This window comes from Ruegeria sp. CH2 (assembly GCF_056537065.1).
This window is the reverse complement of the sequence record NZ_JBQFQV010000004.1, coordinates 78,207-102,448: the sequence shown is the minus strand read 5'-3', so window position 1 is coordinate 102,448 and position 24,242 is coordinate 78,207. Positions and strand designations below refer to the sequence as shown.

Below are 24,242 nucleotides of genomic sequence, written 5' to 3'. Positions count from 1 at the left end.
TTGAATTTCCAAAAGATCAAGTTGGCTGCGGGCCTGTATTTTGTTGCCACTCCGATTGGAACAGCACGCGACATTACGCTCAGGGCCTTGGATGTTTTGGCCTCAGCCGATGTGATTGCGGCAGAAGACACCCGCAGTTTACGTCGCTTGATGGAAATACATGGCATCCCGCTGGAAGGCCGGCGAATCCAAGCCTATCACGACCACAGCGGCGCAGGCGCACGCGGCAAGATCATGGAGGCGCTGGCGCAAGGGCAATCGGTGGCCTACGCGTCCGAAGCAGGAATGCCGCTAATTGCCGATCCGGGCTATGATTTGGGCAAGCAGGCCGCCGAAGCCGGGTATACCGTGACCTGCGCCCCGGGCGCGTCTGCCGTTGTAACGGCCCTGACGTTGGCGGGGCTTCCCACGGACGCCTTCTTTTTTGCAGGCTTCCTTCCCAACGCATCCAAAGCACGCCGCACCCGTATCGAGGCGTTGAAGGACATCCCCGGCACATTGGTATTCTACGAATCTCCGAAACGCGTTGCCGCCTGTCTGTCAGACTTGGCTGAATGCCTGGGGCCTGAACGGCAGGCCGCGCTTTGTCGAGAGCTGACGAAAAAGTTTGAGGAGGTCCGCCGCGGCAGCCTGTCCGAACTGGCAGAGGAGTATCGGGACAAGACCGTCAAGGGTGAGATCGTCCTGCTGGTGGACCGCGGTCATTCGCAAAGTGTTAACGAATCCGATCTAGAAGAAGCTTTGAAACGAGCTTTGGAAAATCACTCAGTTCGGGATGCAGCGGATCTTGTATCGGAAATGTACGACCTGCCGCGCCGACCGATTTATCAGAAAGCATTGAAATTGGGCAAGGGATGACATGGGGCGGCGTGAACGACAGGGTTCGATCTCTTACCACGCCGGAAAGGCCGCAGAGTCACAGGTCGCCGCAGATTACGAGCGTCGGGGCTTTGCCATAGCGCATCGTCGCTGGCGGGGCGCTGGCGGAGAGATCGACCTGATTGCACGCGACGGCGACGGGCTTGTGTTCATCGAAGTTAAAAAAAGCACCAGCTTTGAAAAGGCCGCTGCCCGGATCAGCCGCAAGCAGATCGAACGGATTTACGCCTCTGCCGCGCAGTTCTTGGAAAACGAGCCGGACGGGCAGCTGACAAACGTGCGCTTTGACGCGGCGCTTGTGGATGGTTCTGGCGCGGTTCAAATCATCGAAAACGCCTTTGGTTTTGGTTAAGCCCCATTGAACCCACAGGCGTGCTGGTCCATGTATCTGGCGGGAAACTGAGGGACATGCCATGAAAATCGCCTTTCAAATGGACCCGATCGGGGCCGTGGATATCAACGCCGACAGTTCATTCCGTCTGGCGGAAGAGGCACAGGCGCGCGGGCATTCTTTGTTTTTCTACGGTCCGGATCACTTGGCCTATCAGCAGGGTCGCATCACCGCGCGAGGTCACGACATGACCGTGCAAAGGGTTGCCGGAGATCCTGCGGTTCTGGGCCCCGAACGTGAGGTGGATCTGGCCGATTTCGATGTCGTCTGGCTGCGTCAGGACCCGCCTTTTGACATGCATTACATCACGTCCACGCATTTGCTGGATCGTCTCAAGGGGCAGACGCTTGTCGTCAACGATCCGTTCTGGGTGCGCAATTACCCGGAAAAGCTGCTGGTGCTGGATTTCCCCGAACTGACCCCGCCAACAACGATTGCGCGCGACTTGCAGACGATCAAGGCGTTCAAGGAAAAGCACGGCGATATCATCCTCAAACCGCTTTACGGGAACGGCGGCGCGGGTGTGTTCCGGCTTGATGCCAATGACCGCAACTTGACTTCCTTGCATGAGCTGTTCACCGGATTCTCGCGCGAACCTTTGATCGTGCAGAAATTCCTGCCGGATGTCAGCAATGGCGACAAACGGGTGATCCTGGTGGATGGCGAAGCGGTCGGCGCGATTAACCGTGTACCAGCCGAAGGCGAAACGCGGTCGAACATGCATGTTGGCGGACGTCCGGAAAAGATCGGCTTGTCCGAACGCGATCTTGAGATCTGCGCGGCGATTGGACCTTTGCTGAAGGAAAAGGGTCAGGTCTTTGTCGGAATTGACGTTATTGGCGACTATTTGACCGAGATTAACGTGACTTCACCGACTGGCATTCAAGAGCTGGAACGGTTTGATGGCGTAAATATTGCGGAAAAGATCTGGCAAGCCATCGAGGCCAGGCTTTAGGCCATAACCCGGGCAGAGATGCGAAAACTCAGTGCCTCGGCCACGTGTGGGCGGCGGATATCGGTCGCGCCGTCCAGATCGGCGATGGTGCGCGCCACCCTCAGGATTCTATGGAAAGCCCGGGCTGACAGGCCGAACCGATCCGCAGCTTTCAACAGCAGTTCTTTTCCTTCGGCATCGGGCGTGGCGATCTCTTCCAGTATTTTGCCTTCTGCGTCAGCGTTTTGTCGTAACTCCGGCGTGTCACGAAACCGGTCTGCCTGTATGGCACGCGCCCTTTCGACACGTGCTGCAACCGTCGCCGAACTGTCGCCCGAAGGGGGCAGATCAAGGTCAATAAAGCCCACGGGCGGAACTTCGATCCGCAGATCGAACCTGTCCATCAAAGGGCCCGAGATTCGGTTCAGGTAATCTTCGCCACATCCCGGTGCCCGCGAACAGGCACGGGACGGATCGGTCAGATAGCCGCATTTGCAAGGGTTGGCGGCGGCCACCAGCATGAAACGACATGGGTATTTCACATGGGCGTTCGCGCGCGCCACCATGACTTCGCCGGTTTCAATGGGTTGCCGCAGGGTTTCCAGAACGGTGCGTGGAAATTCGGGGAATTCATCCATGAACAGCACACCATTATGGGCCAATGAGATTTCGCCCGGTTTGGCCCCTTTCCCGCCACCAACTATGGCCGCCACCGAGGCCGTGTGGTGCGGTTCGCGGAACGGGCGAGTGCGGTTTATTCCGCCTTCATCCAGTAACCCGCATAGCGATTGGATCATCGATGTTTCCAGGGCTTCCACGGCTGTAAGCGGCGGTAGAATTCCGGGAAGCCGCGCCGCCAGCATGGATTTGCCCGATCCCGGCGTGCCGATCATGATCAGATGGTGACGTCCGGCGGCGGCGATTTCCAGGGCGCGTTTGGCGCGCTCCTGCCCTTTCACATCGCGCAGGTCGCGGTTGGACGGTGTCAGGTTCACTTCGCCGGGTTGTGCCGCTGGCAAAGGGGATTGACCTGAGAAATGGCGCACGACCTCTCCAAGCGATCCGGCACCGATCACCTGAGTGGCATCGACCCAGGCCGCCTCGGCGCTGGAGGCGCGCGGACAAAGCAAAGCGCGGTCTTCTGACGCGGCCGTCATCGCGGCGGGCAAAGCACCAACAACGGGCACCAGAGAACCGTCGAGTGACAACTCCCCCAATGCAACGGTGCTTTCCGCGGCATCGGCAGGGATGATGTCGAGCGCGGACAAAAGCGCGACCGCGATGGGCAGGTCGAAATGGCTGCCTTCTTTAGGAAGGTCGGCGGGGGACAGGTTGATGGTGATCCGCTTGGACGGCAGCGCAATGGCCATCGCGTTCAGCGCGCTGCGGACGCGGTCACGCGCCTCGGACACGGCTTTGTCGGGCAGGCCCACGATGGAAAAGGCTGGCAGTCCGGGTGAGACTGCGCATTGCACCTCGACCGGGCGGGCATCAACGCCTTGAAAAGCAACGGTGTGGGCGCGGGCGACCATGGCAGTCCTGTTTTGGTTAACAGGACGTTGCTGCCACGGTTCTGGTTTAAGAGTCGTTAACGGCTGCGCGCATGGCCGCGAATTTGGGCCATGCTTCGGGGTCGGCCACAGTTTTGTTCCGGCAGAATGGGTTGCAGAACCCCCAGCATTGCCCGTCAAGCTCCAGGAAATCGGTGACAGGCTTGCCGGAATACGGGCAGGCGGCGTTGATTGACGGACCACCTGAAACCGGCTTCGCAGCAGAAACACCCCCGACTGGCCAAGGGCCGGACGGCAAATCCTGCGCGTAGGGGAAGGTGTCGTACTCAACGGTCAATCCCATGGCGCGCCACTGTCTGACGATGCGATCAGAGAGCAATTCCAAGCAATAAGCCCGGTTCACCTCTGACACCGGCAGCCCATATCCGACGATCCGCGCTGCTACAGGTGTGTAGAAGACGTCTGCCAGTGAATAGGCACCAAATAACGGGCCTTGGTCTGCCCCTGACACGCTCCGCGCATGTGCCCAGAGTGTTTCAACCCGCTCAAGGTCTGACAAAGTCGCCCCAGATGGCGCGAAGCCTTGCCACACGTTGCGCAGCTGCATGGCGCATTCTCCGCGCAGGGCGCTGAATCCGGCTACCATTTCGGCGCATAGCCAGCGGGCGGTTGCCCGGGCAGCGGCATCCGAAGGCCACAACCCGGCATCGGGGTGGCGTTCGGCCAGGGTTTCGGCCATCGCCAGGCTTTCCCCCACAACCGTTCCATCCGGCAGGCGCAAGGCGGGAACAAGGCGGGCAGGGGCCAGCGGTTCCATGTCTTGCGCCATAGTGCCGGAATAGAGGCCGATCATGTGGCTGCGATAGGGCAGGTTGAATTTCTCAAGCATCAACCAGCCGCGCATTGACCAGCTGGAGAAGAGGCGATCGCCGATATAAAGGTCATAAGTCATGCGCGGACGATGCCTCAGCTTTGCGGACCGGTAAATCAGTGATTTGTGTTGGACCTGTTCACGGAAGGTGATTGATCGACCCGACAGTCCACGCCCCGCCGTTGACAGCGATATCCGTCACCGAAAGGTTGTCGATCCGATGCGCAAAGGTCTGCTGCCCGTCCAGACCAAGGGCGCGCTGCACTTGTGTCAGGATCACGCCGAAATGCGCGACGATCACCAGATTGCGGCCCGTATGCGCGGACATAAGCGCGTCGATCGCGGAATCGACCCGGTCGCGGACCTCATTCCAGCTTTCACCTTGCGGTGGGCGGACATCACCGGGGTTGTCCCAATAGGCAAAAGCCAGCTCGGGGTCTTCGGCTTCAATCTCGGCAAACCCGCGAAGCTCCCACCGACCGAAATGGATTTCCCGCAGGTCCGGGTGATGTGGCAGACGGCGACGCTGGCCTTGAATGGCAGAAGCAGTGTCAATTGCACGCGACAGGTCGGACGAAATCACAAGTGCATCGGATGGCAAATGGTCGTGCAGGCGCTTCAGTGCTGCTGTATCGCTTAGATCAGCAGGCAGATCGGACCAGCCAACCATCGTCTTTGCATGCGTGGGCCCGTGGCGAACAAGATGCAGTCGCGTCACGGCAGCTGCCCTTTCAGGACCAACGGCAACCCCGCGGTCACCTGGATCACCAGTTTAGCCTGCGCCGCAAGTGCAATGTTCAGCCGGCCCTGCGCTTCGCGAAAGCGGCGGGCAAGCGCGTTATCCGGAACAATACCGTGCCCGACTTCGTTCGACACGATCACAATCTGCGCGGGGCATGCACGCAGGGCCTTTAGCAGGTCAGTTTGGACTGCGCCCAGATCGGTTTCGGCCAGCAAGTGATTGCTGAGCCACATGGTGGCGCAATCGACCAGACACACCTGATCCGAGGACAGGCTGGACAGCACCGGCCTCAGGTCAAGGGGCTCTTCAATCGTGGTCCAACCGCCGCCCCGCTGTACCAAATGGCGATCAACCTTCTGCCGCATCTCGTCATCAAACACTTGTGATGTCGCTAGGTAAACTCGATTTTTCCCTGTGGAAACAACGAGGTTCTCGGCAAATGCCGACTTGCCCGAAGCAGCTCCGCCCAGAATTAAGGTTAAATCTGACGCCACAGTACTTACCTAAAGATGATCCAATTGGTGCTGTTTTGCGTATCGGTCATAGGTCGGCATGGCAAGCCCGGCCAACGCCTGCAAATCAGGGGAGAGGTTTATGGCACTGGACAACGCGACAGATTTTTCGATGTCCCGGCAAGCGATGAAGGCCGAGTTGCTGGATGCTGAAACGGAACTGAGGCTGGCCTATGCCTGGCGTGACCAGCGTGATGAACAGGCGCTGCACCGCCTGATCACAGCGTATATGCGGCTGGCAATTTCGATGGCGGCCAAGTTCAAACGCTATGGCGCGCCGATGAATGACCTTATCCAGGAGGCCGGTCTGGGTTTGATGAAGGCCGCAGACAAGTTCGACCCTGATCGTGGGGTGCGGTTTTCGACTTATGCGGTGTGGTGGATTAAGGCGAGCATTCAGGATTATGTGATGCGGAACTGGTCCATGGTGCGAACGGGGTCCACCTCGGCGCAGAAATCGCTGTTTTTCAACATGCGTCGGGTTCAGGCCCGGCTGGAACGCGAGGCCGCGACCGAAGGTCTTGAACTGGATCGCCACCAGTTGCATCAGATGATCGCCACAGAGATTGGCGTTCCTCTGCGCGATGTGGAACTGATGGAAGGTCGGCTGTCAGGGTCGGATTTTTCCCTGAACGCGGTGCAATCCGCCGACGAAGACGGGCGTGAATGGATCGATGCGCTGGAAGATGAACGCGAACAGGCCGCCGAAGCAGTTGAACACACCCACGACACCGAACAGTTGCGCCAGTGGTTGCTGATCGCGATGAACGCACTGAATGACCGCGAGCGGTTCATTGTGCGCGAACGCAAACTGCGCGAGCCTGCGCGGACACTGGAGAGTCTCGGCGTCGAGTTGGGACTGTCCAAGGAGCGGGTGCGACAGCTTGAGGCCGCAGCGTTCGCAAAAATGCGCAAGAACCTTGAAGCCCAGTCGAACGAGGTGCAACACTTCATCGCATGAAACAGCTTGCGATTCTTGCGTGTGTTCTGGGCCTTACGGTTGCAGCAGCGCGACCCGGACTGGCGGAAGATCTTATTTCTGATGATGCGGCTCTCGCGATGCGGGATGCAGATGTGGTAATTCTGGGAGAGGTTCACGACAATCCCCGCCACCACCTCATTCAAGCCGAAGCGATAAAGGAAATCTCACCCTCGGCCGTTGTCTGGGAGATGGTCACCGAAGAAGGCGCGCAACGGCTGGCGCAAAAAGCGGTGTCCAACCCGGAAGAGTTGAGCCGTATTCTGCAATGGGCAGAAAGTGGTTGGCCACCGCTCAGGCTGTATTATCCGGTGTTTAAGGCCTCCGGCGCGCCGGTTTATGGGGCCATGGTGCCGCGTGCTGCTGCGCGGGGCGCGATGGAACGCGGGGCCGCCACGGCGCTGGGTGCAGACGCGGCGCGCTATGGTTTGACTGTGCCGCTGACGCCCGAGGAGCAGGCGGCGCGCGAGGCGGATCAAATGGCCGCGCATTGCGATGCTCTCCCGCCGGAAATGTTACCCCAGATGGTCGCGATCCAGCGTTTGCGCGATGCGGTTCTGGCCCGTGCGGTGATGCGCGCGATGGAAGAAACCGGCGGCCCGGTTGCCGTGATCACTGGGAACGGACATGCGCGCAAAGACCGAGGTATCCCGACATTTCTTGAACGCCTTCAACCCGGGTGGAAGGTGGTCTCGGTCGGACAGTCCGAGGACAACATCATCGACGGTGACTTTGATATCGTAATCGATAGCCCCACAGTTGAGCGTGAAGACCCCTGTGCGGCGTTTCAGGTTCAGAATTAATCGCTGGAACAACCTGCTGGGCTTGCCTAATGTCGGGGCCGACCGGGACAGGAAGGGCTGAACATGCTGTCATCCAAACGCATTCTGCTGATCATCGGCGGCGGCATCGCGGCCTACAAATCGCTGGACCTGATCCGCAGGCTGCGTGAACGCGGCGCAGCTGTGACGCCTGTGCTGACGCGTGCGGCAGAGGAATTTGTAACACCTCTGTCCGTGTCTGCACTTGCCTCAGAAAAGGTCTATGGCGATCTGTTCGATCTGACCGCCGAGGCCGAGATGGGTCATATCCAGCTGTCACGCTCTGCCGATCTGATCGTCGTGGCCCCCGCAACGGCGGACCTGATGGGCAAGATGGCCGGGGGGTTGGCAAATGACCTGGCATCGACCCTTCTGATGGCGACAGACACGCCTGTTCTGTGTGCGCCCGCGATGAATGTACGCATGTGGGAACACCCGGCGACACAACGCAACCTGATGCAGCTTCAAGCGGATGGCGTGCGCTTTGTTGGCCCAAACGAAGGTGATATGGCCTGCGGTGAATATGGGCCGGGACGCATGTCGGAACCGCTGGAAATCGTCGCGGCGGTTGAGGCGCAGCTTGCGGCAGGACCCTTGGTAGGAAAGCGCGTGCTGGTAACTTCGGGCCCGACGCATGAGCCGATTGATCCGGTCCGGTATATCGCGAACCGCTCTTCCGGGGCGCAGGGCTCGGCCGTGGCACAGGCGCTTGCGGATTTGGGGGCCGAGGTGATCTTTGTCACGGGCCCCGCAGACGTACCGCCACCGGCGGGTGTGCAGGTCGTGCCGGTCGAGACCGCGCAACAGATGTCGGACGCGGTTGATGCGGCGCTTCCCGTCGATGCGGGCGTGTTTGCGGCTGCGGTGGCAGATTGGCGCGTGGCCAGTGCGTCGGACAAGAAACTGAAGAAAAGTCGCGACGGTCTGCCGGTTCTGGAATTTGCCGAGAACCCCGACATTCTCAAACGCGTCTCGCGGATGGAAAATGGGCGCCCACCTTTGGTTGTCGGCTTTGCGGCCGAGACCGATGACGTGATTGAACACGCCACCGCCAAGCGACTGCGCAAAGGCTGTGACTGGATTGTCGCCAACGATGTCAGCCCTTCCACCGGGATCATGGGCGGGTCCGAGAATGCGGTTATCCTGATCTCGGACAGCGGAGTCGAGGAATGGCCGCGTATGGGCAAGGCTGAGGTTGCGCGGAGGTTGGCAAGCAGGATCGCAGACGCGTTGGCGGGTTGAAGGAAAGGCAAAACCATGGTTGCAATTCGAGTGATCCGCGAAGACGGGGCAGACCCCGCCGTGGCGCTTCCGTCCTACGAAACTGTGGGTGCTGCTGGCGCGGACGTGCGTGCCAACTTGCCCGAGGGGGTTTCGATTATGCTGGAGCCCGGACAGCGGGCGCTTGTGCCGACCGGTCTGCGCATTGAAATCCCGCAGGGATACGAGGTTCAGGTCCGTCCCCGCTCGGGCCTTGCACTGAAACATGGGATCACGCTGCCCAATACGCCGGGCACTATTGACAGTGACTATCGCGGACCTTTGGGGGTGATCGTGATGAATGCCGGTCAGGAACCGTTCGAGATTGCTCATGGCGATCGTATCGCGCAGCTGGTAGTTGCCCCTGTTGTGCAGGCGGCATTCGAACTGGCTGAGGCATTGGGTGAAACAGATCGCGGGGCTGGTGGTTTCGGCTCGACCGGGCGCGGCTGATGCTGCTGGTTCTTGTTCTGGCAGCTGGGCTATGGGGCGTCGGCTATATCGCGGGCGCGTCAAAAACCGCGCGTGTGGTGTCGGTGAGTGTGTTGTTGGTCGGGGTGATCCTGTCTCATCTGATCTTTCCGGATGGGCATCCCCTGCGCGAAGCAACCGGTGGGTCCGCGGCACTGTGGCTGATCCTTGCAGGTTTCGCGGCCATCGTTTTGCTATATGGCCGTGTGCTGAAGGCCCTGCGCAACCGCGCAGTACAAGCCTCCAAGCCGGAATCTACCATGCCCTCTGACCGTTTCACTGAAACCGAGCTGAACCGGTATGCCCGCCACATCGTGCTGCGCGAATTGGGCGGGCCGGGTCAGAAAAAGTTGAAACAAGCCCGTGTTCTGGTGATCGGTGCAGGAGGTTTGGGCGCCCCGGCGCTGCAATACCTAGCGGCCGCAGGTGTGGGTACAATCGGGGTCATTGACGACGACATAGTCGAGAATGCGAACCTGCAGCGGCAGGTGATCCACCGCGATGCAGATATTGATATGCCCAAGGTCTTTTCCGCCCAGCAAGCGATGGAGGCGCAGAACCCGAATGTGGTAGTTCTGCCCTTTCATCGCAGATTGGGCGATGAAATCGCGGCAGAACTTTTTGCCGACTTCGATCTGATCCTTGACGGTACGGATAATTTTGAGACCCGCTATCTGGCCAACCGGACTGCCGCCGCGCTGGGCAAGCCACTGATTTCGGGGGCCTTGTCGCAGTGGGAAGGGCAGCTCAGCGTGTTTGACCCAGCCAATGGCAGCCCGTGCTACCAGTGTATCTTTCCCGAAGCCCCGGCCCCCGGTCTGGCCCCGTCCTGTTCCGAGGCCGGTGTGATTGGCCCGTTGCCGGGTGTTGTTGGATCGATGATGGCGGTTGAGGCGATAAAGGTGATCACGGGCGCTGGCATGGCGCTGCGGGGCGAGATGCTGATCTACGACGCCCTATACGGTGAAAGCCGCAAGATCACGCTGACCCGCCGTGCCGATTGCCCCATTTGCGGTGCCGCAAGCAATTAACCTTTCTTAACGTGGGCTGGGGGTTCTGGAACACCCGGCCATGGCGAACTAGCTATAGGGTCAAAGGAGATCCGCATGACCAACCCGATCCTGTCCGACTGGACCACCCCATTCGAAATAGCCCCTTTCGCCGATATTTCGGACGAAGATTTTGCACCGGCTTTGGATCAGGCGATGACTGCGCATAACGCGCAGATCGACGCGATTGCAGCAAATGCAGAGGCCCCTACTTTCGCGAACACGGTGGAAGCCCTTGAGGCTGCGGGCGAGCAGCTGGACAAGGTTCTGTCGGTCTTCTTCACTGTTGCAGGCGCAGACAGCAACCCCAAGCGGGAAGAGTTGCAGCGCGCGTTTTCCCCCAAGTTGTCGGCCCATTTCTCGGGAATTTCCTCGAACAAGGCGCTGTTTGAACGCGTTGCCGACCTTTGGGCGCGGCGCGAAAACCTGAACCTGACCGAGGAGCAGGCACGCGTTCTGATGCTGACCCATCGAGGATTTGTTCGTGCAGGCGCGGCGTTGGACGGGGACGAAGACGCTCGTATGCAAGAAATCAAGTCGCGCCTAGCCTCATTGGGGACATCCTTTACCCAGAACCTGCTGGCGGATGAGCGGGATTGGTTCATGGATCTGACCGAACAAGATCTGCAGGGCCTGCCGGATTTCGTTGTGAATGCGGCGCGCGCTGCTGGTGCGGAAAAGGGCGCCGTGGGGCCGGTTGTTACCCTCTCCCGGTCGCTGATCGTGCCGTTTCTTCAGTTTTCACCCCGTAGGGATCTGCGCGAAAAAGCCTATCGCGCCTGGGCTGCCCGCGGGGCGAATGGTGGCGAGACCGACAATCGCGACATCGCGGCTGAGATTCTGGGCTTGCGTGAGGAACGCGCCAAGCTGTTGGGCTATGACAACTTCGCCGATTACAAGCTGGAAACTGAAATGGCTCGTACTCCGGACCGGGTACGTGAGTTGTTGATGCAGGTGTGGGAACCTGCCAAGGCCCGCGCCGATGCGGACGCGGAAATCCTGACCCGGATGATGCAGAAAGACGGTGTCAACGGCCCGCTGGAAGCATGGGACTGGCGCTATTACGCTGAAAAGCGGCGCAAGGCGGAACATGATCTGGATGAGGCGGAACTGAAACCCTACCTGCAACTGGACCGGATGATCGAGGCATCGTTTGCTTGTGCAAACCGCCTGTTCGGGCTGGAATTCAAGCCTTTGAACGTGCCGCTTTATCACCCGGATTGCCGCGCGTGGGAAGTTACGCGCAACGGTCGGCATGTCGCCGTGTTCATCGGTGACTACTTTGCACGAGGGTCCAAGCGGTCAGGTGCCTGGTGCAGCGCGATGCGGGCACAGGCCAGATTCCCGAAAGAACAGGCACCGATTGTCATCAATGTCTGCAACTTCGCCAAGGGTGATCCGGCGCTGCTGTCTTATGACGATGCACGCACCCTGTTCCACGAATTTGGCCATGCATTGCACCAGATGCTGTCCAATGTGACCTATGAAAGCATCTCGGGCACCTCTGTTGCGCGCGATTTTGTCGAACTGCCCAGCCAGCTTTATGAACACTGGCTGGAAGTGCCCGAAGTTCTGGCCGAGTTCGCCACCCATGCCGAAACGGGCGAACCGATGCCGAAGGAGATGCTTGAAAAAGTGCTGAATGCCGCCAATTTCGACCAGGGGTTCCAGACGGTGGAATATGTCGCCTCGGCCCTTGTCGATCTGGCCTTCCACGATGGCGACGCCCCGGCAGACCCGATGGCAAAACAGGACGAACTTCTTGCCGGGTTGGGGATGCCGAAAGCCATTGGAATGCGCCATGCCACGCCCCACTTTGCGCATGTTTTCGCAGGCGATGGCTATAGCTCGGGCTACTACAGCTATATGTGGTCCGAGGTGATGGATGCTGACGCCTTTGCCGCCTTCGAAGAAGCAGGTGGTGCCTTTGATCCTGAACGGGCCAAAGCGCTGGAAGACAATATCTTGTCCACCGGCGGTTCGCGCGAGGCAGAGGATCTGTATCTGGCGTTCCGGGGACGATTGCCGGGCGTGGATGCCCTGTTGAAAGGCCGCGGTCTGATTGCGGCGTGACGTCAGTAGCCCAGCGTGCGGTCGACCAGGTGCACAAAGGGCTCGCCGGATTCCCCGCGCCGGATGTTTTCGCAAATGACCTGTGCGGCAGTGACCGGGCGGGTCTCGGACGCGATATGCGGGGTCACGGTGACATTCGGATGCGCCCAATAGGGGTGATCGGCGGGCAAGGGCTCGACACGGAACACATCCAGCGTTGCGTGGCCCACCTGGCCCGAGTTCAGGGCATCCAATAGCGCATCATCATCAATCAGCGGCCCGCGTCCCGGGTTGATGATCCGCGCACCTTTGGGAAGCAGGGCCATCGTTTCCGCATTCAGCGCGTTTTCAGTGGCAGGTGTATCGGGCAGCAACAAGACTACGATTTCGGCATGAGAAAGCGCCTGGCGCAGCCCTTCGGCACCATGCAGGCAGGTTACACCGGGGATGTCCTTGGCTGTACGGCTCCAGCCTAAGACCCGAAACTCAAGCGCGGTCAGCGCGCGGGCCACGGCTTCGCCCAATGCTCCAAGCCCCAGAATACAAACGTTGCGCTCTTGCGCCAGCGGCGGGATATCTGGGGTCCAGACACCGTCCTGTACCGTGATGTGCCGGTCCATCCCCAGATGGTAGCGCAGAACGTGGCCAACCACCCACTCGATCATGCCTTGCGTCAGACCGTGATCCACCATCCGCGCCAATGGAACGGTCAGTGTTTCGTTACCCACGATTTTTTCGACCCCGGCCCAAAGGCTCAGCACCGCTTTCAGGCGCGTGAAAGGTCTGAAATCCTGTACCCCTCCGTTTGGGGCATAAACAACATAATCGACCTGATCCGGTTCGAACTCGGTTCCTAGCTGGACGTCAAGACCCGCCTCATCAAGATATTGTGTCAGCAGCGGCTGATACACCGGCCAAAGGGCAGGGCGTGCGGAAAACAGGACGTTCACAGACATCAGAGCCCTTTCAGATCAACGGGGGCGGTGAATATGGGCGCTTTGGACGATGCCAAAGGCTGCCATCAGAACCAGCATGGCCGAGCCACCATAGCTGACCATTGGCAGTGGTACACCCACGACAGGGGCCATACCCATTACCATCGACATGTTGACGGCGAAAAACAGGAAGAAGTTCAACGCGATACCCAGCGTGACCAGAGATGAAAACCGGTCCTTGGTTGCCAGGGCCGTGACCATGCAGAAAACCAGAATCAAGGCATAAAGGGTCAACAGGGTCGTTCCCCCGACAAATCCGAACTCTTCGGCCAACGTCGTGAAAATGAAATCGGTATGCTTCTCGGGCAGGAAGTTCAGGCGGGACTGCGTGCCTTGCATGAAACCACGCCCGTTCCATCCCCCGGACCCCAAGGCAATCTTGGACTGGGTAATGTGGTATCCGGCCCCCAATGGGTCGGTGGACGGGTCCAGAAAGGTGTCGATGCGCCGAAACTGATAGTCCTTCAATAATTGCCAGTCGGTCCCACGGCTGTTGAACACAGCGGCGATCAGGCCCACGACAGCAGCAATAACGGCGGCAAAATAGGCCCAGTGAACCCCTGCCAGAAACATCAACCCACCTCCTGCGGCCAGAAGCAGGATGGATGTGCCAAGATCGGGCTGTTTCAGAACCAGCAAGGTAGGCAGGATGATCAGGACAACCGGGATAAGAACCCAAAGCGGACGAGACGTTTTGTGCGAGGGAAGCCAGTCGTAATAAGCTGCAAGCAACATGACCAGCGTGACTTTCATGACCTCTGAGGGTTGCAGGCGCATAAACCCAAGGTCGATCCAGCGCTGCGCACCCATGCCGATGGTGCCGAACAGTTCGACAAATACCAGCAAAGCCACCGAGCCGAGATAGGCCAGCACCGACATGTTGCGCCAGAACCAAATCGGAACCAGTGCGATGATGAACATCACTGTCAGGCCAAGCCCGAAACGTTCCATTTGCGGCTCGGCCCAGGGCGTCCACGAACCGCCCGCAACAGAATACAGCATCAGAAAGCCCGCGCTGGCGGTGCTGATCAGCAGCAACGTCAGCGGCCAGTTCATATACAGGAACTTGCGAAACCCCGACGGCGTGGATTTGACGGCATATTCAAGATAGCTCATGCACGGTCCTTTCCATCCGGTCGCGCCTTGGGGCGCTTGTCACCCTCCAGCCGTTTTTGCTGTTCCTTGATGCGTTCGCGGTCGGCGACGGGGTAGGCTTCAAGCGGCGGTGTGCCGTCATAAAGAGCTTGCAGCATGATGTCGCGTGCAACCGGGGCTGCGGCTGTGGACCCGCCGCCGCCATGCTCAACAACCACGGCCACGGCGTATTTTGGGTTGTCATACGGTGCAAAGCAAACGAACAGCGCGTGGTCGCGACGCTCCCACGGCAAGTCCTCGTTTCGGATCACGCCTGCGGCCCGTTCTGCTTTGGTGATGTTTCGAACCTGGCTGGTTCCGGTTTTCCCCGCCATCCGGAACTCATCCGCGATGATGCGGCTTCGATATGCCGTTCCCCGCCTGTCATTCGAGACCGAGAACATGGCCTTGCGGACCTGTTCCAGATTGTAAGAATTAAGGCCCAGTGGTTCTCCGGCGCCCGAGGGTTGTTCAACACCGTCGATCGAGCGTACCAGGCGCGGCGTGACTGCGCGACCGGTGGCGATGCGGGCTGCCATTACAGCCAGTTGCAACGGCGAAGCCAGCATGAAGCCCTGACCGATGGACGCGTTGGCCGTATCGCCCACAAGCCACTCCTGACCGTGCGTGCGCCGCTTCCATTCCTGATTGGGAGCCAGCCCATCTGCCACCGCCGACATCGGGATGTCATGCTTGACCCCCAGTCCCAATGTGCGGGCCATGTCGGAGATCTTGTCGATGCCAACCCGCAGAGCCACGTCATAGTAATAGACATCGCAGCTGCGTTTCAGCGAGAGGTTGAGGTCAACCGTCCCGTGCCCACCACGCTTCCAGCAATGGAAGCGACGGCTGCCGACCTTCAGGTGTCCGGGGCAGTACACGGTGTTGCCGGGAGAGACTACGCCAGCTTCCAACGCGGCCAGCGCGGTGACCATCTTGAAGGTCGATCCCGGAGGATAAGTTCCTTGCACGGATTTATTCGCCAGAGGGCGGTACTTGTCTTCTGTCAATGCCCGGTAATCGGCGACCGAAATGCCACGTACAAACAGGTTCGGATCAAAACTGGGTGCCGAGGCGACCGCACGCAAGTCACCGGTTTCGCAGTCTATGACAACTGCGGCTGCACTTTCGCCTGCCAGTCGCGCCTGTGCATATTGTTGCAGATCAGCGTCGATGGACAGTTGCAGGTCTGCGCCGGGTTGTCCTTCCTGCCGGTCAAGCTCGCGCATGACGCGGCCCGTCGCGTTGACCTCGACCCGCTTTGCACCGGCCTTGCCGCGCAGTTCGATTTCCTGCTTGGCCTCAAGGCCAACCTTTCCAATCTGGAACCTTGGAATGCGCAATACCGGCTCAGGGTCTTCTATCTTGCTGAGGTCATAGTCGCTGACCGGGCCAACATAGCCGACGATATGTGCGAAATCCTCGTATCGTGGGTATTGCCGTGTCAGGCCGACCTCGGGCGTTACGCCCGGCAGCGCCGGAGCATTGACCGCAACCTTCGAGATATCCTCCCACGTAACCTGATCCGCCAGCGTCACCGGCAGAAACGGAGCCGAGCGGCGCATTTCAGTCCTGGCGCGCTCGATCTCATCTTCGTTCAGAGGGATCAGTTCCGACAGTTTGGCGATGACTTTTTCCACGTCATCGGCGTCTTCACGCACGATGACGATGCGATAGGAAGGTGAGTTCTGGCCGATGATCTGGCCGTTCCGGTCATAGATACGCCCACGGGTCGGCGGGATAAGCCGGATGTTGATACGGTTTTCTTCGGCCAACAGGCGGTATTCGTCGGCCTGTTCGACCTGCATGAACCGCATTCGTGCCGCCAGACCGCCTATGAACACCGCCTGTAGACCACCCAGCAACAGCGCTCTGCGTGGCAGGCGCTTATAGGCAAGGCCCTGGGATTTGGGTTTACGCTGTTTCATGCCCGGCTTCCCACAGCGCTGACATCAGCAGCGGATATGCGGCGAACCCCCAACGCGCTTTGGCTAAGCAGCACGACCAACGGGTAGACAGCGACCGTCAGCACAAGCTGAATCACGACCGGCCCCAATGCGGCCTGTTGCACGGACATCACCGATAGTACGACCCTGTTCATCAAAATGACCGCCGTGATCACAATGCCGACAGACATCCATTCTCCGGCAAATCCCGCATCCCTCATACCCAACGCCGCTGACCGCAAATAGGCCGACCCGACTACGGTCAGCGCTGCCAAAAGGCCCGGTGGACGTTGCAGTAGAAAGTCGGCCATCAGCATGACAAGCGCAACCAATACAGTCGGGACGTAATCGGGCCGTCGCAACACCCAGGCAAAAGTCAGGGCAATCAGGACGTCGGGAAAAGGCCAGCGATCGGGTTGAGCGTCCAACGGCAACAGATGCAGAAACAGCACAGCAAAAGCCAGCAAGGCATAAAGGCTGCGCATGGCCCAGATTTGCGAGGCCGGTCTATCCATCGCTGACCTCATCCGGGGTCAGCGCCGCCTCTGGGCGGGTGGGGCCTACGATACTGCCCGGATCCTGAATGGGCGGAGCCGAGTGAAACCGCAGAACCCTGAGAAATTCGAGCCTTTCGAAATCTGCCGACAGGCGGACCCGCAGGCGCCCCCCGGGATCTGCCGCGATTTGACCGATCAACAGGCCCGCAGGAAACACGCCACCATCACCCGAAGTGATCACACGGTCCCCGGGGCGAACCAGCTCGCGGTTTTCAAGAAACTCCACCGCGGGCGCGGGGTTGTTGTCGCCTTTGATCAGCGCGGTCTGGCCAGAAGGTTGAATGGTTGCGGGAATCGCGCTGGTGGCATCCGTCACAAGGATCACGCGTGCCGTGTCAGGGCCAACACCTGATATCCTGCCGACCAGGCCAATGCCGTCCATCGTGGCCCATCCATCCACGATCCCGTCACGCTCTCCGACATTCAGCAGAACGGATTGCCGGAATGGCGACCCGCTGTCGGCCATGACAACGCCGGTGATATAAGTCAGACGCGGGTCAAGGCGGACATTGTTCAAATCCAGCAGTCGCGCGTTTTCCTGTTCAAGCTGCAAAGCAGCCTCTTTCCAGGCGCGCATCAGGCGCAGTTCGCTACGCAGTTCCCGGTTCTGCTCGCTCAGGCGCTGATAGCTTTGGAAGTCACGCACCAGATTGACGGCGGCAGTCACGGGGACCATGGCCCATTCCATCGACGGTACAACCGTATCCACGATCCGCGCGCGGAACCGTTCAACGCGCGGGCTGTCGATGCGCCACAGAAGGAAGATACCAAGCAGGCACAGCACAACAATCCCCAGCAACAAACGTCGCAGGGGGGTCGTGTACTCATCGCGCTGTGATCGGTCTTTTGCCACAGGTTACCTTCCCGTGCTGCTCGCGCCGATATAACCCTATCTTCCGAGGGTGCGCGCCTTAGCTTTCGTAGTCAATCGCGTGGCGCAGCTGTTTTTCATATTCCAGTGCTTTGCCGGTGCCCAAAGCCACACAATTCAGGCTTTCGTCCGCAATGGATACCGCCAGGCCGGTCTGTTCGCGTAGGGCCAGGTCCAAATCGCCCAGCAGCGCGCCGCCGCCGGTCAGCATCACACCACGGTCGACAATGTCCGCAGCCAAATCGGGGGGCGTTGTCTCAAGCGCGGTCATAACCGCCTCGCAGATCTGTTGCACGGGCTCTGACAGCGCTTCGGCCACCTGGGCCTGGCTGATCTCGATTTCCTTGGGCACGCCGTTCAACAGATCACGCCCCCGGATATGCATCGACTGACCGCGCCCGTCGTCGGGCATGCGGGCGGTACCAATGGTTGTCTTGATGCGTTCAGCCGTGGATTCACCTACCAGCAGGTTCTGCTGGCGACGCAGGTAGGAAATGATGGCCTCGTCCATCCGGTCACCACCAACGCGGACCGAACGGGCATAGACAATGTCTCCCAACGACAGAACAGCAACCTCGGTAGTGCCCCCGCCAATATCAACAACCATGTTGCCGGTCGGGTCGGTGATCGGCATGCCGGCCCCGATTGCGGCCGCAATCGGTTCGGCAATCAGGCCCGCGCGACGGGCACCTGCTGACAGGACCGACTGCCGAATTGCACGTTTTTCGACCGGGGTTGCGCCATGAGGAACGCAGACAATGATCTTGGGTTTCGAGAAGGTCGAGCGTTTGTGCACCTTGCGGATGAAGTGCTTGATCATTTCTTCGGCAGTATCAAAATCCGCGATCACACCTTCGCGCATGGGGCGGATGGCTTCGATCGAACCGGGCGTCCGACCCAGCATCAGCTTGGCATCTTCGCCAACTGCCAGAACTTTCTTCACACCGTCCTTGACGTGGTAGGCCACAACCGAAGGTTCAGACAGGATGACACCGCGCCCCTTGACGTAAACCAGCGTGTTTGCTGTTCCAAGGTCGATAGCCATGTCCGCTGTGAACAGGCCGCCCAGATTGCCAAAGATCCCCATGTTTTCCCTGATCCTGTAATGTCGGTTTTCTACTGCCCGCGACTCGACGGTTCCGGGACGGATGACTTATAGGGTGCCATCACGCCCGGTAAAAGGGCTGATTCCGCGACAATCAGCACCTTTCCGCCTTATTGAATGGGACTTTAGAAGGCAAAATGCTCTCTTATCAACACATTTACCACGCCGGGAATCTGGCGGATGTCCAAAAGCACGCTTTACTGGCGTGGGTGCTGGATTATCTGACACGCAAGGACAAGCCGCTCAGCTATATCGAAACGCATTCCGGGCGTGGGTTGTATCGGTTGGATGCAGACGAATCCATTCGGACAGGAGAGGCAGAGGCAGGGATCGGTCGCGCACAGCGGGAAGGGTGGTTCGGGCCCGACCACCCGATGGCGCAGGTCCTGAAGCAGGTAGAGGCCCGGTACGGCGACATGGCCTATCCAGGATCGCCGATGATTGCTGCGACTATGTTGCGGGAACAGGACAGTTTGCACCTCGCGGAACTGCACCCACAGGAATTTGCGGCCCTGTCGTTGGCGATGTCGCCGTTTGGGGCGAAAGTCTATCAGCAGGATGGGTTCGATCTGGCGCAGTCCTTGCTGCCTCCAGCTCCGCGCCGGGGCATGATGCTGATTGACCCCAGTTACGAGGTGAAAGCCGATTATGACCGCTTGCCCGGCATTATCGCCAAGCTGCACCGCAAGTGGAATGTGGGCGTGATTGCCCTTTGGTACCCGATCCTGACGGACAATCGACATGCTGGGATGACTGCGGCTCTCAAATCGCGAAACTACCCCAAAGCAATTTGCCACGAAGTGACATTCCCGCCTGCGCGTGAGGGGCACCGGATGATTGGGTCAGGTATGTTTGTTGTGAACGCGCCGTTCTGTATCGGCGACGAAATGAACCGCCTTTCCAAGCTTTTCGCGCAGCTTTAGCAGCAGACGAGATGCTGGTCGGGATAAAGCACCCAATCCATCACCGTGGGTCGTGTTGGATTTTCCGGGCAACCAAACTTGCGGTTGCCCGGATGATTTATGCAATCACGTCAGGTCTTTATAGCTGATCTCGCGCGCATCCGCGCCTGGTCCAGCTTTTTCACGGCGCACAATCAGGCGGTTGAGAGCGTGGATATAAGCCTTAGCTGACGCCACGACGGTGTCGGTGTTTGCCGACTGGCCGGTTGCGATCATTCCATCCTCTTCCAGGCGCACGGAAACCGTCGCCTGTGCGTCCGTGCCCTCGGTTACGGCATGAACCTGATAAAGCTGAAGGCGTGCCGTGTTGGGATAAATCGCACGGATCGCCTTAAAGGTCGCATCCACCGGGCCGTCGCCATGTTCAGTGGCGGTTTTGTCCACGCCTTCAACCTCCAGCTCGACCGTCGATTCCGCCTGACCACCCGTGCCGCAAGTCACCTTCATCGAAACCAGTTGCAGGTGGTCGTCAGCCTCGTCCAGCGTCATCAGTGCAATGAGATCGTCGTCGAACACCTCTTTCTTGCGATCTGCCAGATCCTTGAACCGGACAAAGATATCCTTGAGCTGGTTGTCGCCCACCTCAAACCCCAGCGTTTCGAGCTTGTCGCGCAAGGCTGCGCGGCCCGAATGTTTGCCAAGCGGCAAGGATGTTCCCGAAAGACCAATGTCCTCAGGACGCATGATTTCAAAGTTTTCGCGGTTTTTCAGCATCCCGTCCTGATGGATGCCACTTTCATGGGCAAAAGCGTTCTTGCCGACAATTGCCTTATTGAACTGCACCGGAAAGCCCGAGACCGTCGCAACCCGACGCGAGATGTGCATGATCTTGGTGGTGTCGATGCCAGTGTGCCACGGCATGATATCGTTGCGCGTGCGCAGTGCCATGACAACTTCTTCCAGCGCCGTGTTGCCAGCGCGTTCGCCCAGACCGTTGATGGTGCATTCAATCTGGCGGGCACCACCTGCCACAGCGGCCAGCGAGTTCGCGGTCGCCATGCCAAGGTCATTGTGGCAGTGGGTGGCAAAGATCACGTCATCCGCCCCCGGCACCGTTTCGATCAGACGCTTGATCAGGTCCGCGCTTTCTACCGGAGCGGTATAGCCCACCGTATCCGGGATGTTGATCGTGGTTGCCCCGGCCTTAATTGCGATCTCGATCACCCGGCACAGGTAATCCCATTCGGTTCGGGTCGCGTCCATCGGAGACCACTGCACGTTTTCGCACAAGTTGCGCGCGTGGCTGACCGTTTCGTGGATCTTGTCTGCCATCTCGTCCATCGTCAGGTTCGGGATGGCGCGGTGCAGCGGCGAAGTGCCGATGAATGTGTGAATGCGGTTTTTCTCAGCGTGTTTTACCGCCTCCCAGCAGCGGTCGATATCGGCAAAATTTGCGCGGGCCAGACCGCAGATACGGCTGTTCTTTGACCGCTGTGCAATTTCGGTCACAGCCTTGAAATCGCCTTCGGACGCGATGGGGAAACCGGCCTCGATGATATCGACGCCCATGTCGTCCAGCAGCTCGGCGATTTCGAGCTTTTCGTCATGGGTCATGGTGGCGCCGGGGCTCTGCTCGCCGTCGCGCAAAGTGGTATCGAAGATCAAGACGCGGTCTTGGTCGGTCACGTTGGTCATGGGGTTCTCTTTCTTCTTCTGTCCTAAAGCCTATGGCGCGCTGGCGTCCTCCTCTGAGCGGGCGCGCCGGATGGCACGCTCAGAGGCGGATTAGGATCAGTAGGCCACGCAGCGACGCACCGCGAAGGGCGGTGTCGACACAAGGGATATCTGCGCGGTTGATCATGGGATTGAGGTTATACAGAGCCCGCCGGGAATGAAAAGAACCAATTTGCAATACGCGAACTTCTGGCAACTGCCCTTGTTTCGACCGCCTTGATTGTTTGCACAGCGCCGCTAGCTGATCATGGATGGAAACTGCATTGATAATTGGTGCTTCTGGCGGGATAGGCGCAGCTGTTACCGGACGGCTGGTTGAGCAGGGCGTTTCGGTCACGCGTTTGTCCCGGTCGGAGGACGGCTTTGACCTGACCGATCCGGACGGGGTGATGCTGAAGCTTGAAAACCTACCAGGTCAGTTTGATCTGATTCTGGTGGCTTCGGGCGCCTTGGAGATAAACGGCGCAGTGCCAGAAAAAACCCTTCGGGCGATTTCAGCCAAAGCCATGATGGATCAGTTTGCGTTGAATGCCGTTGGTCCGGCATTGGTGCTAAGCCACGCGTATCATCTGTTGCCGCGACAAAGACGATCTGTATTCGCGGTGCTGTCGGCGCGGGTGGGATCAATCGGGGATAATCGAACAGGCGGCTGGATCAGCTACCGTGCGGCCAAGGCAGCGGTCAATCAGGTCGTCCGTACTGCCGCGATTGAATTGGCCCGAACACATAAACAGGCGATTTGCGTCGCCATTCACCCCGGCACAGTAAAAACAGAGTTCACGAAGAAATACCTGGGTCGTCATCCTGCCGTCGAACCTGAAGCAGCCGCCGATAACCTGTTGAACGTGATACGCGGGTTAACGCTCGCTGATACAGGAGGGTTCTATGATTGGGCCGGTAAGCGGGTCCCGTGGTGAGCCTTCACCCGTCCGAGGTTCCGGTTGCCTCAGTATTTGCATCAGGGTTGGGTTGCGGGGCAGGGGTGTCAGCGTCGCTCTGCTGGTCCGAGGTCTGATCTGGCAACACGCCGTTTTCCCAGACACCGGTTTCCTCCTGGCCGTTGGCATAGCGCATCGTCCCACTGCCCTGCCGTTTGTTGTCGACAAAGCTGCCCTCATACACGTCCCCGTTCGAGTAGGTGGCGGTACCCACGCCGTTGATTTTTCCGTCCGACCAGTCGCCCGTATACTTGAACCCGGCAGGGGTTGCGATTTCCCCTTTGCCGTGCCGTTTTCCGTTCAGGAAATCGCCGGTATATACCGTGCCATCGGAATAGGTCGCCTTGCCTTTGCCCTGACGCACGCCTTCAACCCAGTCGCCGTCATATACCGAGCCATCTGCGCGCGTAACGACACCCTTGCCGTGGCTTTGTGCGTTTTTGAATTGGCCTTTGTAGATCATACCATTGGGATAGGTGGCCGTGCCCTGACCCTCGATAACACCCGCGATCCATTCGCCTTCATAGGTCGATCCGTCCGGATAGGTGATGCTGCCGTTTCCTTCGGCCAGATCGGCAACAAAATCGCCGACATAGACAGAGCCATCCGGATAGGTCACTTCGCCAAGACCTTCAATCTGCCCGGCGTTCCAGTCGCCGGTATACACAAAGCCGTCCGTTCCGGTGAACGTTCCTTTGCCGTGGCGACGGTCGTCGACAAAATCGCCTTCGTACACATCCCCTTGGGCGTGGGTCACTTTGCCCTTGCCGTGGCGGCGCCCTTCTAGAAGCTCGCCTTCGTACACATCCCCTTGGGCGTGGGTCACTTTGCCCTTGCCGTGGCGGCGCCCTTCTAGAAGCTCGCCTTCGTATACGTCACCGTTGGAGTAGGTCAGGTTACCCATCCCGGTGATCTGGTCCCCGGACCAATCCCCTGAATACACCATCCCGTCTGGCATCGTCTGCGTGCCGGTGCCATCGCGCATGCCTGCGCTGACGTCGCCCTCGTAAACGCTGCCATCGGCATAGGTGATCCTGGCCTTGCCCTGCCGCTCGCCGTCGACCCAGTCGCCATCATAGATGTATCCGTCGGGAAAACTCAGCACGCCCTTGCCATGTCGCTGGGCGTTCCTGAATTTACCCTCATAGCGCGTGCCGTTCGCGAATTCAGCGATGCCGGTGCCGTTGATTGACCCGTTGGACCAATCGCCCTCGTAGCTGCTGCCATTGGCATAGATGATCTTGCCGCGCCCTTCGGGCTGACCTTTGGCGAACATGCCTTCGTAGACTGACCCGTCGGGGTAGTGTGTCGTACCCTGACCCTGAATTTCGCCTTCTACCCATTGCCCGGTGTATTCAAATCCGTTCGGCAGCCGATACGTTCCTGTCCCGTGCCGCAACCCGTTCTCATAAGTGCCTTCATAGACACCGCCAACTTCATCATCCTTGACGATGACGGTCCCGTCCTGCGCGAAAGCAGTGGCCGCTGTCAGGCTCATCCCCGCCGCCAAAATTGAGTTTCGGATCACGTTCATTTCTGGTCCTGTCTGCCCGGTCGTCGCTGGTGATATCTCTTTCGCAAAACTAAG

General features: G+C 59.2%; 23 protein-coding genes. 11 read left to right on the top strand and 12 right to left on the bottom strand.

The features are described 5' to 3' along the window. From rsmI to gshB, 3 genes are all read left to right on the top strand, one after another. Positions 1 to 858, top strand: a complete 858-nt coding sequence (rsmI, locus tag ACR0M9_RS08205) for a 16S rRNA (cytidine(1402)-2'-O)-methyltransferase (RefSeq protein WP_480773310.1) — start codon at positions 1 to 3, stop codon at positions 856 to 858. Position 859: 1 nt separating this feature from the next. Then, positions 860 to 1,231 carry a YraN family protein gene (locus ACR0M9_RS08200; protein ID WP_480538967.1) on the top strand — a complete coding sequence of 124 codons (372 nt, stop codon included), beginning with the start codon at positions 860 to 862 and terminating at the stop codon, positions 1,229 to 1,231. Positions 1,232 to 1,292: 61 nt separating this feature from the next. Then, positions 1,293 to 2,225 carry a glutathione synthase gene (gene gshB / locus ACR0M9_RS08195; protein ID WP_480518495.1) on the top strand — a complete coding sequence of 311 codons (933 nt, stop codon included), beginning with the start codon at positions 1,293 to 1,295 and terminating at the stop codon, positions 2,223 to 2,225. Here the strand turns inward: gshB and ACR0M9_RS08190 are convergent. From ACR0M9_RS08190 to cobU, 4 genes are read right to left on the bottom strand one after another with little or no spacing between them, the layout of a single operon-like run. Continuing rightward, positions 2,222 to 3,736, bottom strand: coding sequence for a YifB family Mg chelatase-like AAA ATPase (locus ACR0M9_RS08190; RefSeq protein WP_480773309.1), 1,515 nt, complete (start codon positions 3,734 to 3,736; stop codon positions 2,222 to 2,224). The genes gshB and ACR0M9_RS08190 overlap by 4 nt on opposite strands. Positions 3,737 to 3,782: 46 nt before the next feature. Further along, the gene (locus ACR0M9_RS08185) at positions 3,783 to 4,667 is read right to left on the bottom strand and encodes a glutathione S-transferase (RefSeq protein ID WP_480773308.1); all 885 of its coding nucleotides are present in this window, start codon (positions 4,665 to 4,667) and stop codon (positions 3,783 to 3,785) included. Positions 4,668 to 4,725: 58 nt separating this feature from the next. Next, positions 4,726 to 5,304 carry a histidine phosphatase family protein gene (locus ACR0M9_RS08180; protein WP_480545917.1) on the bottom strand — a complete coding sequence of 193 codons (579 nt, stop codon included), beginning with the start codon at positions 5,302 to 5,304 and terminating at the stop codon, positions 4,726 to 4,728. Further along, the gene (gene cobU / locus ACR0M9_RS08175; RefSeq protein ID WP_480545919.1) at positions 5,301 to 5,822 is read right to left on the bottom strand and encodes a bifunctional adenosylcobinamide kinase/adenosylcobinamide-phosphate guanylyltransferase; all 522 of its coding nucleotides are present in this window, start codon (positions 5,820 to 5,822) and stop codon (positions 5,301 to 5,303) included. The genes ACR0M9_RS08180 and cobU overlap by 4 nt, the downstream gene beginning before the upstream one ends. Positions 5,823 to 5,922: 100 nt before the next feature. Between cobU and ACR0M9_RS08170 the strand changes: the two genes are divergently transcribed. From ACR0M9_RS08170 to ACR0M9_RS08145, 6 genes are all read left to right on the top strand, one after another. After that, a complete protein-coding gene (locus ACR0M9_RS08170; protein WP_267365420.1) occupies positions 5,923 to 6,801 on the top strand; it encodes an RNA polymerase factor sigma-32 in 879 nt (292 codons plus the stop codon). Then, positions 6,798 to 7,622: a ChaN family lipoprotein gene (locus tag ACR0M9_RS08165; protein WP_480773307.1), complete on the top strand. Its 825-nt coding sequence runs from the start codon at positions 6,798 to 6,800 to the stop codon at positions 7,620 to 7,622. The genes ACR0M9_RS08170 and ACR0M9_RS08165 overlap by 4 nt, the downstream gene beginning before the upstream one ends. A 63-nt stretch (positions 7,623 to 7,685) precedes the next feature. Continuing rightward, the gene (gene coaBC, locus ACR0M9_RS08160) at positions 7,686 to 8,882 is read left to right on the top strand and encodes a bifunctional phosphopantothenoylcysteine decarboxylase/phosphopantothenate--cysteine ligase CoaBC (protein ID WP_480773306.1); all 1,197 of its coding nucleotides are present in this window, start codon (positions 7,686 to 7,688) and stop codon (positions 8,880 to 8,882) included. 15 nt (positions 8,883 to 8,897) lie between these two features. Continuing rightward, positions 8,898 to 9,353, top strand: coding sequence for a dUTP diphosphatase (gene dut, locus ACR0M9_RS08155; protein ID WP_480558858.1), 456 nt, complete (start codon positions 8,898 to 8,900; stop codon positions 9,351 to 9,353). Further along, the gene (locus tag ACR0M9_RS08150; RefSeq protein ID WP_480773305.1) at positions 9,353 to 10,402 is read left to right on the top strand and encodes a HesA/MoeB/ThiF family protein; all 1,050 of its coding nucleotides are present in this window, start codon (positions 9,353 to 9,355) and stop codon (positions 10,400 to 10,402) included. Before dut ends, ACR0M9_RS08150 begins: the two co-directional genes overlap by 1 nt. A 75-nt stretch (positions 10,403 to 10,477) precedes the next feature. After that, a complete protein-coding gene (locus ACR0M9_RS08145; RefSeq protein ID WP_480773304.1) occupies positions 10,478 to 12,493 on the top strand; it encodes a M3 family metallopeptidase in 2,016 nt (671 codons plus the stop codon). Between the two features lie 2 nt (positions 12,494 to 12,495). Here the strand turns inward: ACR0M9_RS08145 and ACR0M9_RS08140 are convergent, their stop codons facing one another. Genes ACR0M9_RS08140 through ACR0M9_RS08115 form a run of 6 tightly spaced genes read right to left on the bottom strand, consistent with a single transcriptional unit; the run spans position 12,496 to position 19,062 of the window. Continuing rightward, the gene (locus ACR0M9_RS08140; protein ID WP_480773303.1) at positions 12,496 to 13,428 is read right to left on the bottom strand and encodes a 2-hydroxyacid dehydrogenase; all 933 of its coding nucleotides are present in this window, start codon (positions 13,426 to 13,428) and stop codon (positions 12,496 to 12,498) included. A 15-nt stretch (positions 13,429 to 13,443) separates the two neighbouring features. After that, entirely contained in the window at positions 13,444 to 14,583 is a 1,140-nt protein-coding gene (gene rodA / locus ACR0M9_RS08135; RefSeq protein ID WP_209506418.1) for a rod shape-determining protein RodA, read from the bottom strand. Further along, on the bottom strand, positions 14,580 to 16,529 hold the full coding sequence (mrdA, locus tag ACR0M9_RS08130) for a penicillin-binding protein 2 (RefSeq protein WP_480486706.1): 1,950 nt from the start codon (positions 16,527 to 16,529) through the stop codon (positions 14,580 to 14,582). Before mrdA ends, rodA begins: the two co-directional genes overlap by 4 nt. Beyond that, positions 16,526 to 17,062 carry a rod shape-determining protein MreD gene (locus tag ACR0M9_RS08125; protein WP_480483238.1) on the bottom strand — a complete coding sequence of 179 codons (537 nt, stop codon included), beginning with the start codon at positions 17,060 to 17,062 and terminating at the stop codon, positions 16,526 to 16,528. Before ACR0M9_RS08125 ends, mrdA begins: the two co-directional genes overlap by 4 nt. Further along, positions 17,055 to 17,957, bottom strand: a complete 903-nt coding sequence (gene mreC / locus ACR0M9_RS08120) for a rod shape-determining protein MreC (protein ID WP_209506411.1) — start codon at positions 17,955 to 17,957, stop codon at positions 17,055 to 17,057. The genes ACR0M9_RS08125 and mreC overlap by 8 nt, the downstream gene beginning before the upstream one ends. A gap of 58 nt (positions 17,958 to 18,015) precedes the next feature. Beyond that, on the bottom strand, positions 18,016 to 19,062 hold the full coding sequence (locus ACR0M9_RS08115) for a rod shape-determining protein (RefSeq protein WP_039523195.1): 1,047 nt from the start codon (positions 19,060 to 19,062) through the stop codon (positions 18,016 to 18,018). Between the two features lie 155 nt (positions 19,063 to 19,217). Between ACR0M9_RS08115 and ACR0M9_RS08110 the strand changes: the two genes are divergently transcribed. Beyond that, complete coding sequence (locus tag ACR0M9_RS08110; RefSeq protein ID WP_480486707.1) at positions 19,218 to 20,003, top strand: 23S rRNA (adenine(2030)-N(6))-methyltransferase RlmJ; 786 nt, start codon at positions 19,218 to 19,220, stop codon at positions 20,001 to 20,003. Positions 20,004 to 20,108: 105 nt separating this feature from the next. Here ACR0M9_RS08110 and ACR0M9_RS08105 read toward each other — a convergent pair whose 3' ends face one another. Continuing rightward, entirely contained in the window at positions 20,109 to 21,677 is a 1,569-nt protein-coding gene (locus ACR0M9_RS08105) for a 2-isopropylmalate synthase (RefSeq protein ID WP_267365497.1), read from the bottom strand. A 290-nt stretch (positions 21,678 to 21,967) separates the two neighbouring features. On the opposite strand from ACR0M9_RS08105, the gene ACR0M9_RS08100 reads away from it, so the two are divergent. Continuing rightward, a complete protein-coding gene (locus ACR0M9_RS08100) occupies positions 21,968 to 22,633 on the top strand; it encodes an SDR family NAD(P)-dependent oxidoreductase (protein WP_480773302.1) in 666 nt (221 codons plus the stop codon). Positions 22,634 to 22,637: 4 nt separating this feature from the next. Here ACR0M9_RS08100 and ACR0M9_RS08095 read toward each other — a convergent pair whose 3' ends face one another. Then, positions 22,638 to 24,188: an MORN repeat-containing protein gene (locus ACR0M9_RS08095; protein WP_480773301.1), complete on the bottom strand. Its 1,551-nt coding sequence runs from the start codon at positions 24,186 to 24,188 to the stop codon at positions 22,638 to 22,640. Between the last annotated feature and the right edge of the window lie 54 nt (positions 24,189 to 24,242).

Excerpts from the sequence above, each read along its gene's own strand:
- ACR0M9_RS08200 (WP_480538967.1), top strand. The coding sequence starts at position 860 with ATGGGGCGGCGTGAACGACAGGGTTCGATCTCTTACCACGCCGGAAAG.
- gshB (WP_480518495.1), top strand. The coding sequence starts at position 1,293 with ATGAAAATCGCCTTTCAAATGGACCCGATCGGGGCCGTGGATATCAAC.
- ACR0M9_RS08190 (WP_480773309.1), bottom strand. The coding sequence starts at position 3,736 with ATGGTCGCCCGCGCCCACACCGTTGCTTTTCAAGGCGTTGATGCCCGC.
- ACR0M9_RS08185 (WP_480773308.1), bottom strand. The coding sequence starts at position 4,667 with ATGACTTATGACCTTTATATCGGCGATCGCCTCTTCTCCAGCTGGTCA.
- ACR0M9_RS08170 (WP_267365420.1), top strand. The coding sequence starts at position 5,923 with ATGGCACTGGACAACGCGACAGATTTTTCGATGTCCCGGCAAGCGATG.
- ACR0M9_RS08165 (WP_480773307.1), top strand. The coding sequence starts at position 6,798 with ATGAAACAGCTTGCGATTCTTGCGTGTGTTCTGGGCCTTACGGTTGCA.
- coaBC (WP_480773306.1), top strand. The coding sequence starts at position 7,686 with ATGCTGTCATCCAAACGCATTCTGCTGATCATCGGCGGCGGCATCGCG.
- dut (WP_480558858.1), top strand. The coding sequence starts at position 8,898 with ATGGTTGCAATTCGAGTGATCCGCGAAGACGGGGCAGACCCCGCCGTG.
- ACR0M9_RS08150 (WP_480773305.1), top strand. The coding sequence starts at position 9,353 with ATGCTGCTGGTTCTTGTTCTGGCAGCTGGGCTATGGGGCGTCGGCTAT.
- ACR0M9_RS08145 (WP_480773304.1), top strand. The coding sequence starts at position 10,478 with ATGACCAACCCGATCCTGTCCGACTGGACCACCCCATTCGAAATAGCC.
- ACR0M9_RS08140 (WP_480773303.1), bottom strand. The coding sequence starts at position 13,428 with ATGTCTGTGAACGTCCTGTTTTCCGCACGCCCTGCCCTTTGGCCGGTG.
- rodA (WP_209506418.1), bottom strand. The coding sequence starts at position 14,583 with ATGAGCTATCTTGAATATGCCGTCAAATCCACGCCGTCGGGGTTTCGC.
- mrdA (WP_480486706.1), bottom strand. The coding sequence starts at position 16,529 with ATGAAACAGCGTAAACCCAAATCCCAGGGCCTTGCCTATAAGCGCCTG.
- ACR0M9_RS08125 (WP_480483238.1), bottom strand. The coding sequence starts at position 17,062 with ATGGATAGACCGGCCTCGCAAATCTGGGCCATGCGCAGCCTTTATGCC.
- ACR0M9_RS08115 (WP_039523195.1), bottom strand. The coding sequence starts at position 19,062 with ATGGGGATCTTTGGCAATCTGGGCGGCCTGTTCACAGCGGACATGGCT.
- ACR0M9_RS08110 (WP_480486707.1), top strand. The coding sequence starts at position 19,218 with ATGCTCTCTTATCAACACATTTACCACGCCGGGAATCTGGCGGATGTC.
- ACR0M9_RS08105 (WP_267365497.1), bottom strand. The coding sequence starts at position 21,677 with ATGACCAACGTGACCGACCAAGACCGCGTCTTGATCTTCGATACCACT.
- ACR0M9_RS08100 (WP_480773302.1), top strand. The coding sequence starts at position 21,968 with ATGGAAACTGCATTGATAATTGGTGCTTCTGGCGGGATAGGCGCAGCT.
- ACR0M9_RS08095 (WP_480773301.1), bottom strand. The coding sequence starts at position 24,188 with ATGAACGTGATCCGAAACTCAATTTTGGCGGCGGGGATGAGCCTGACA.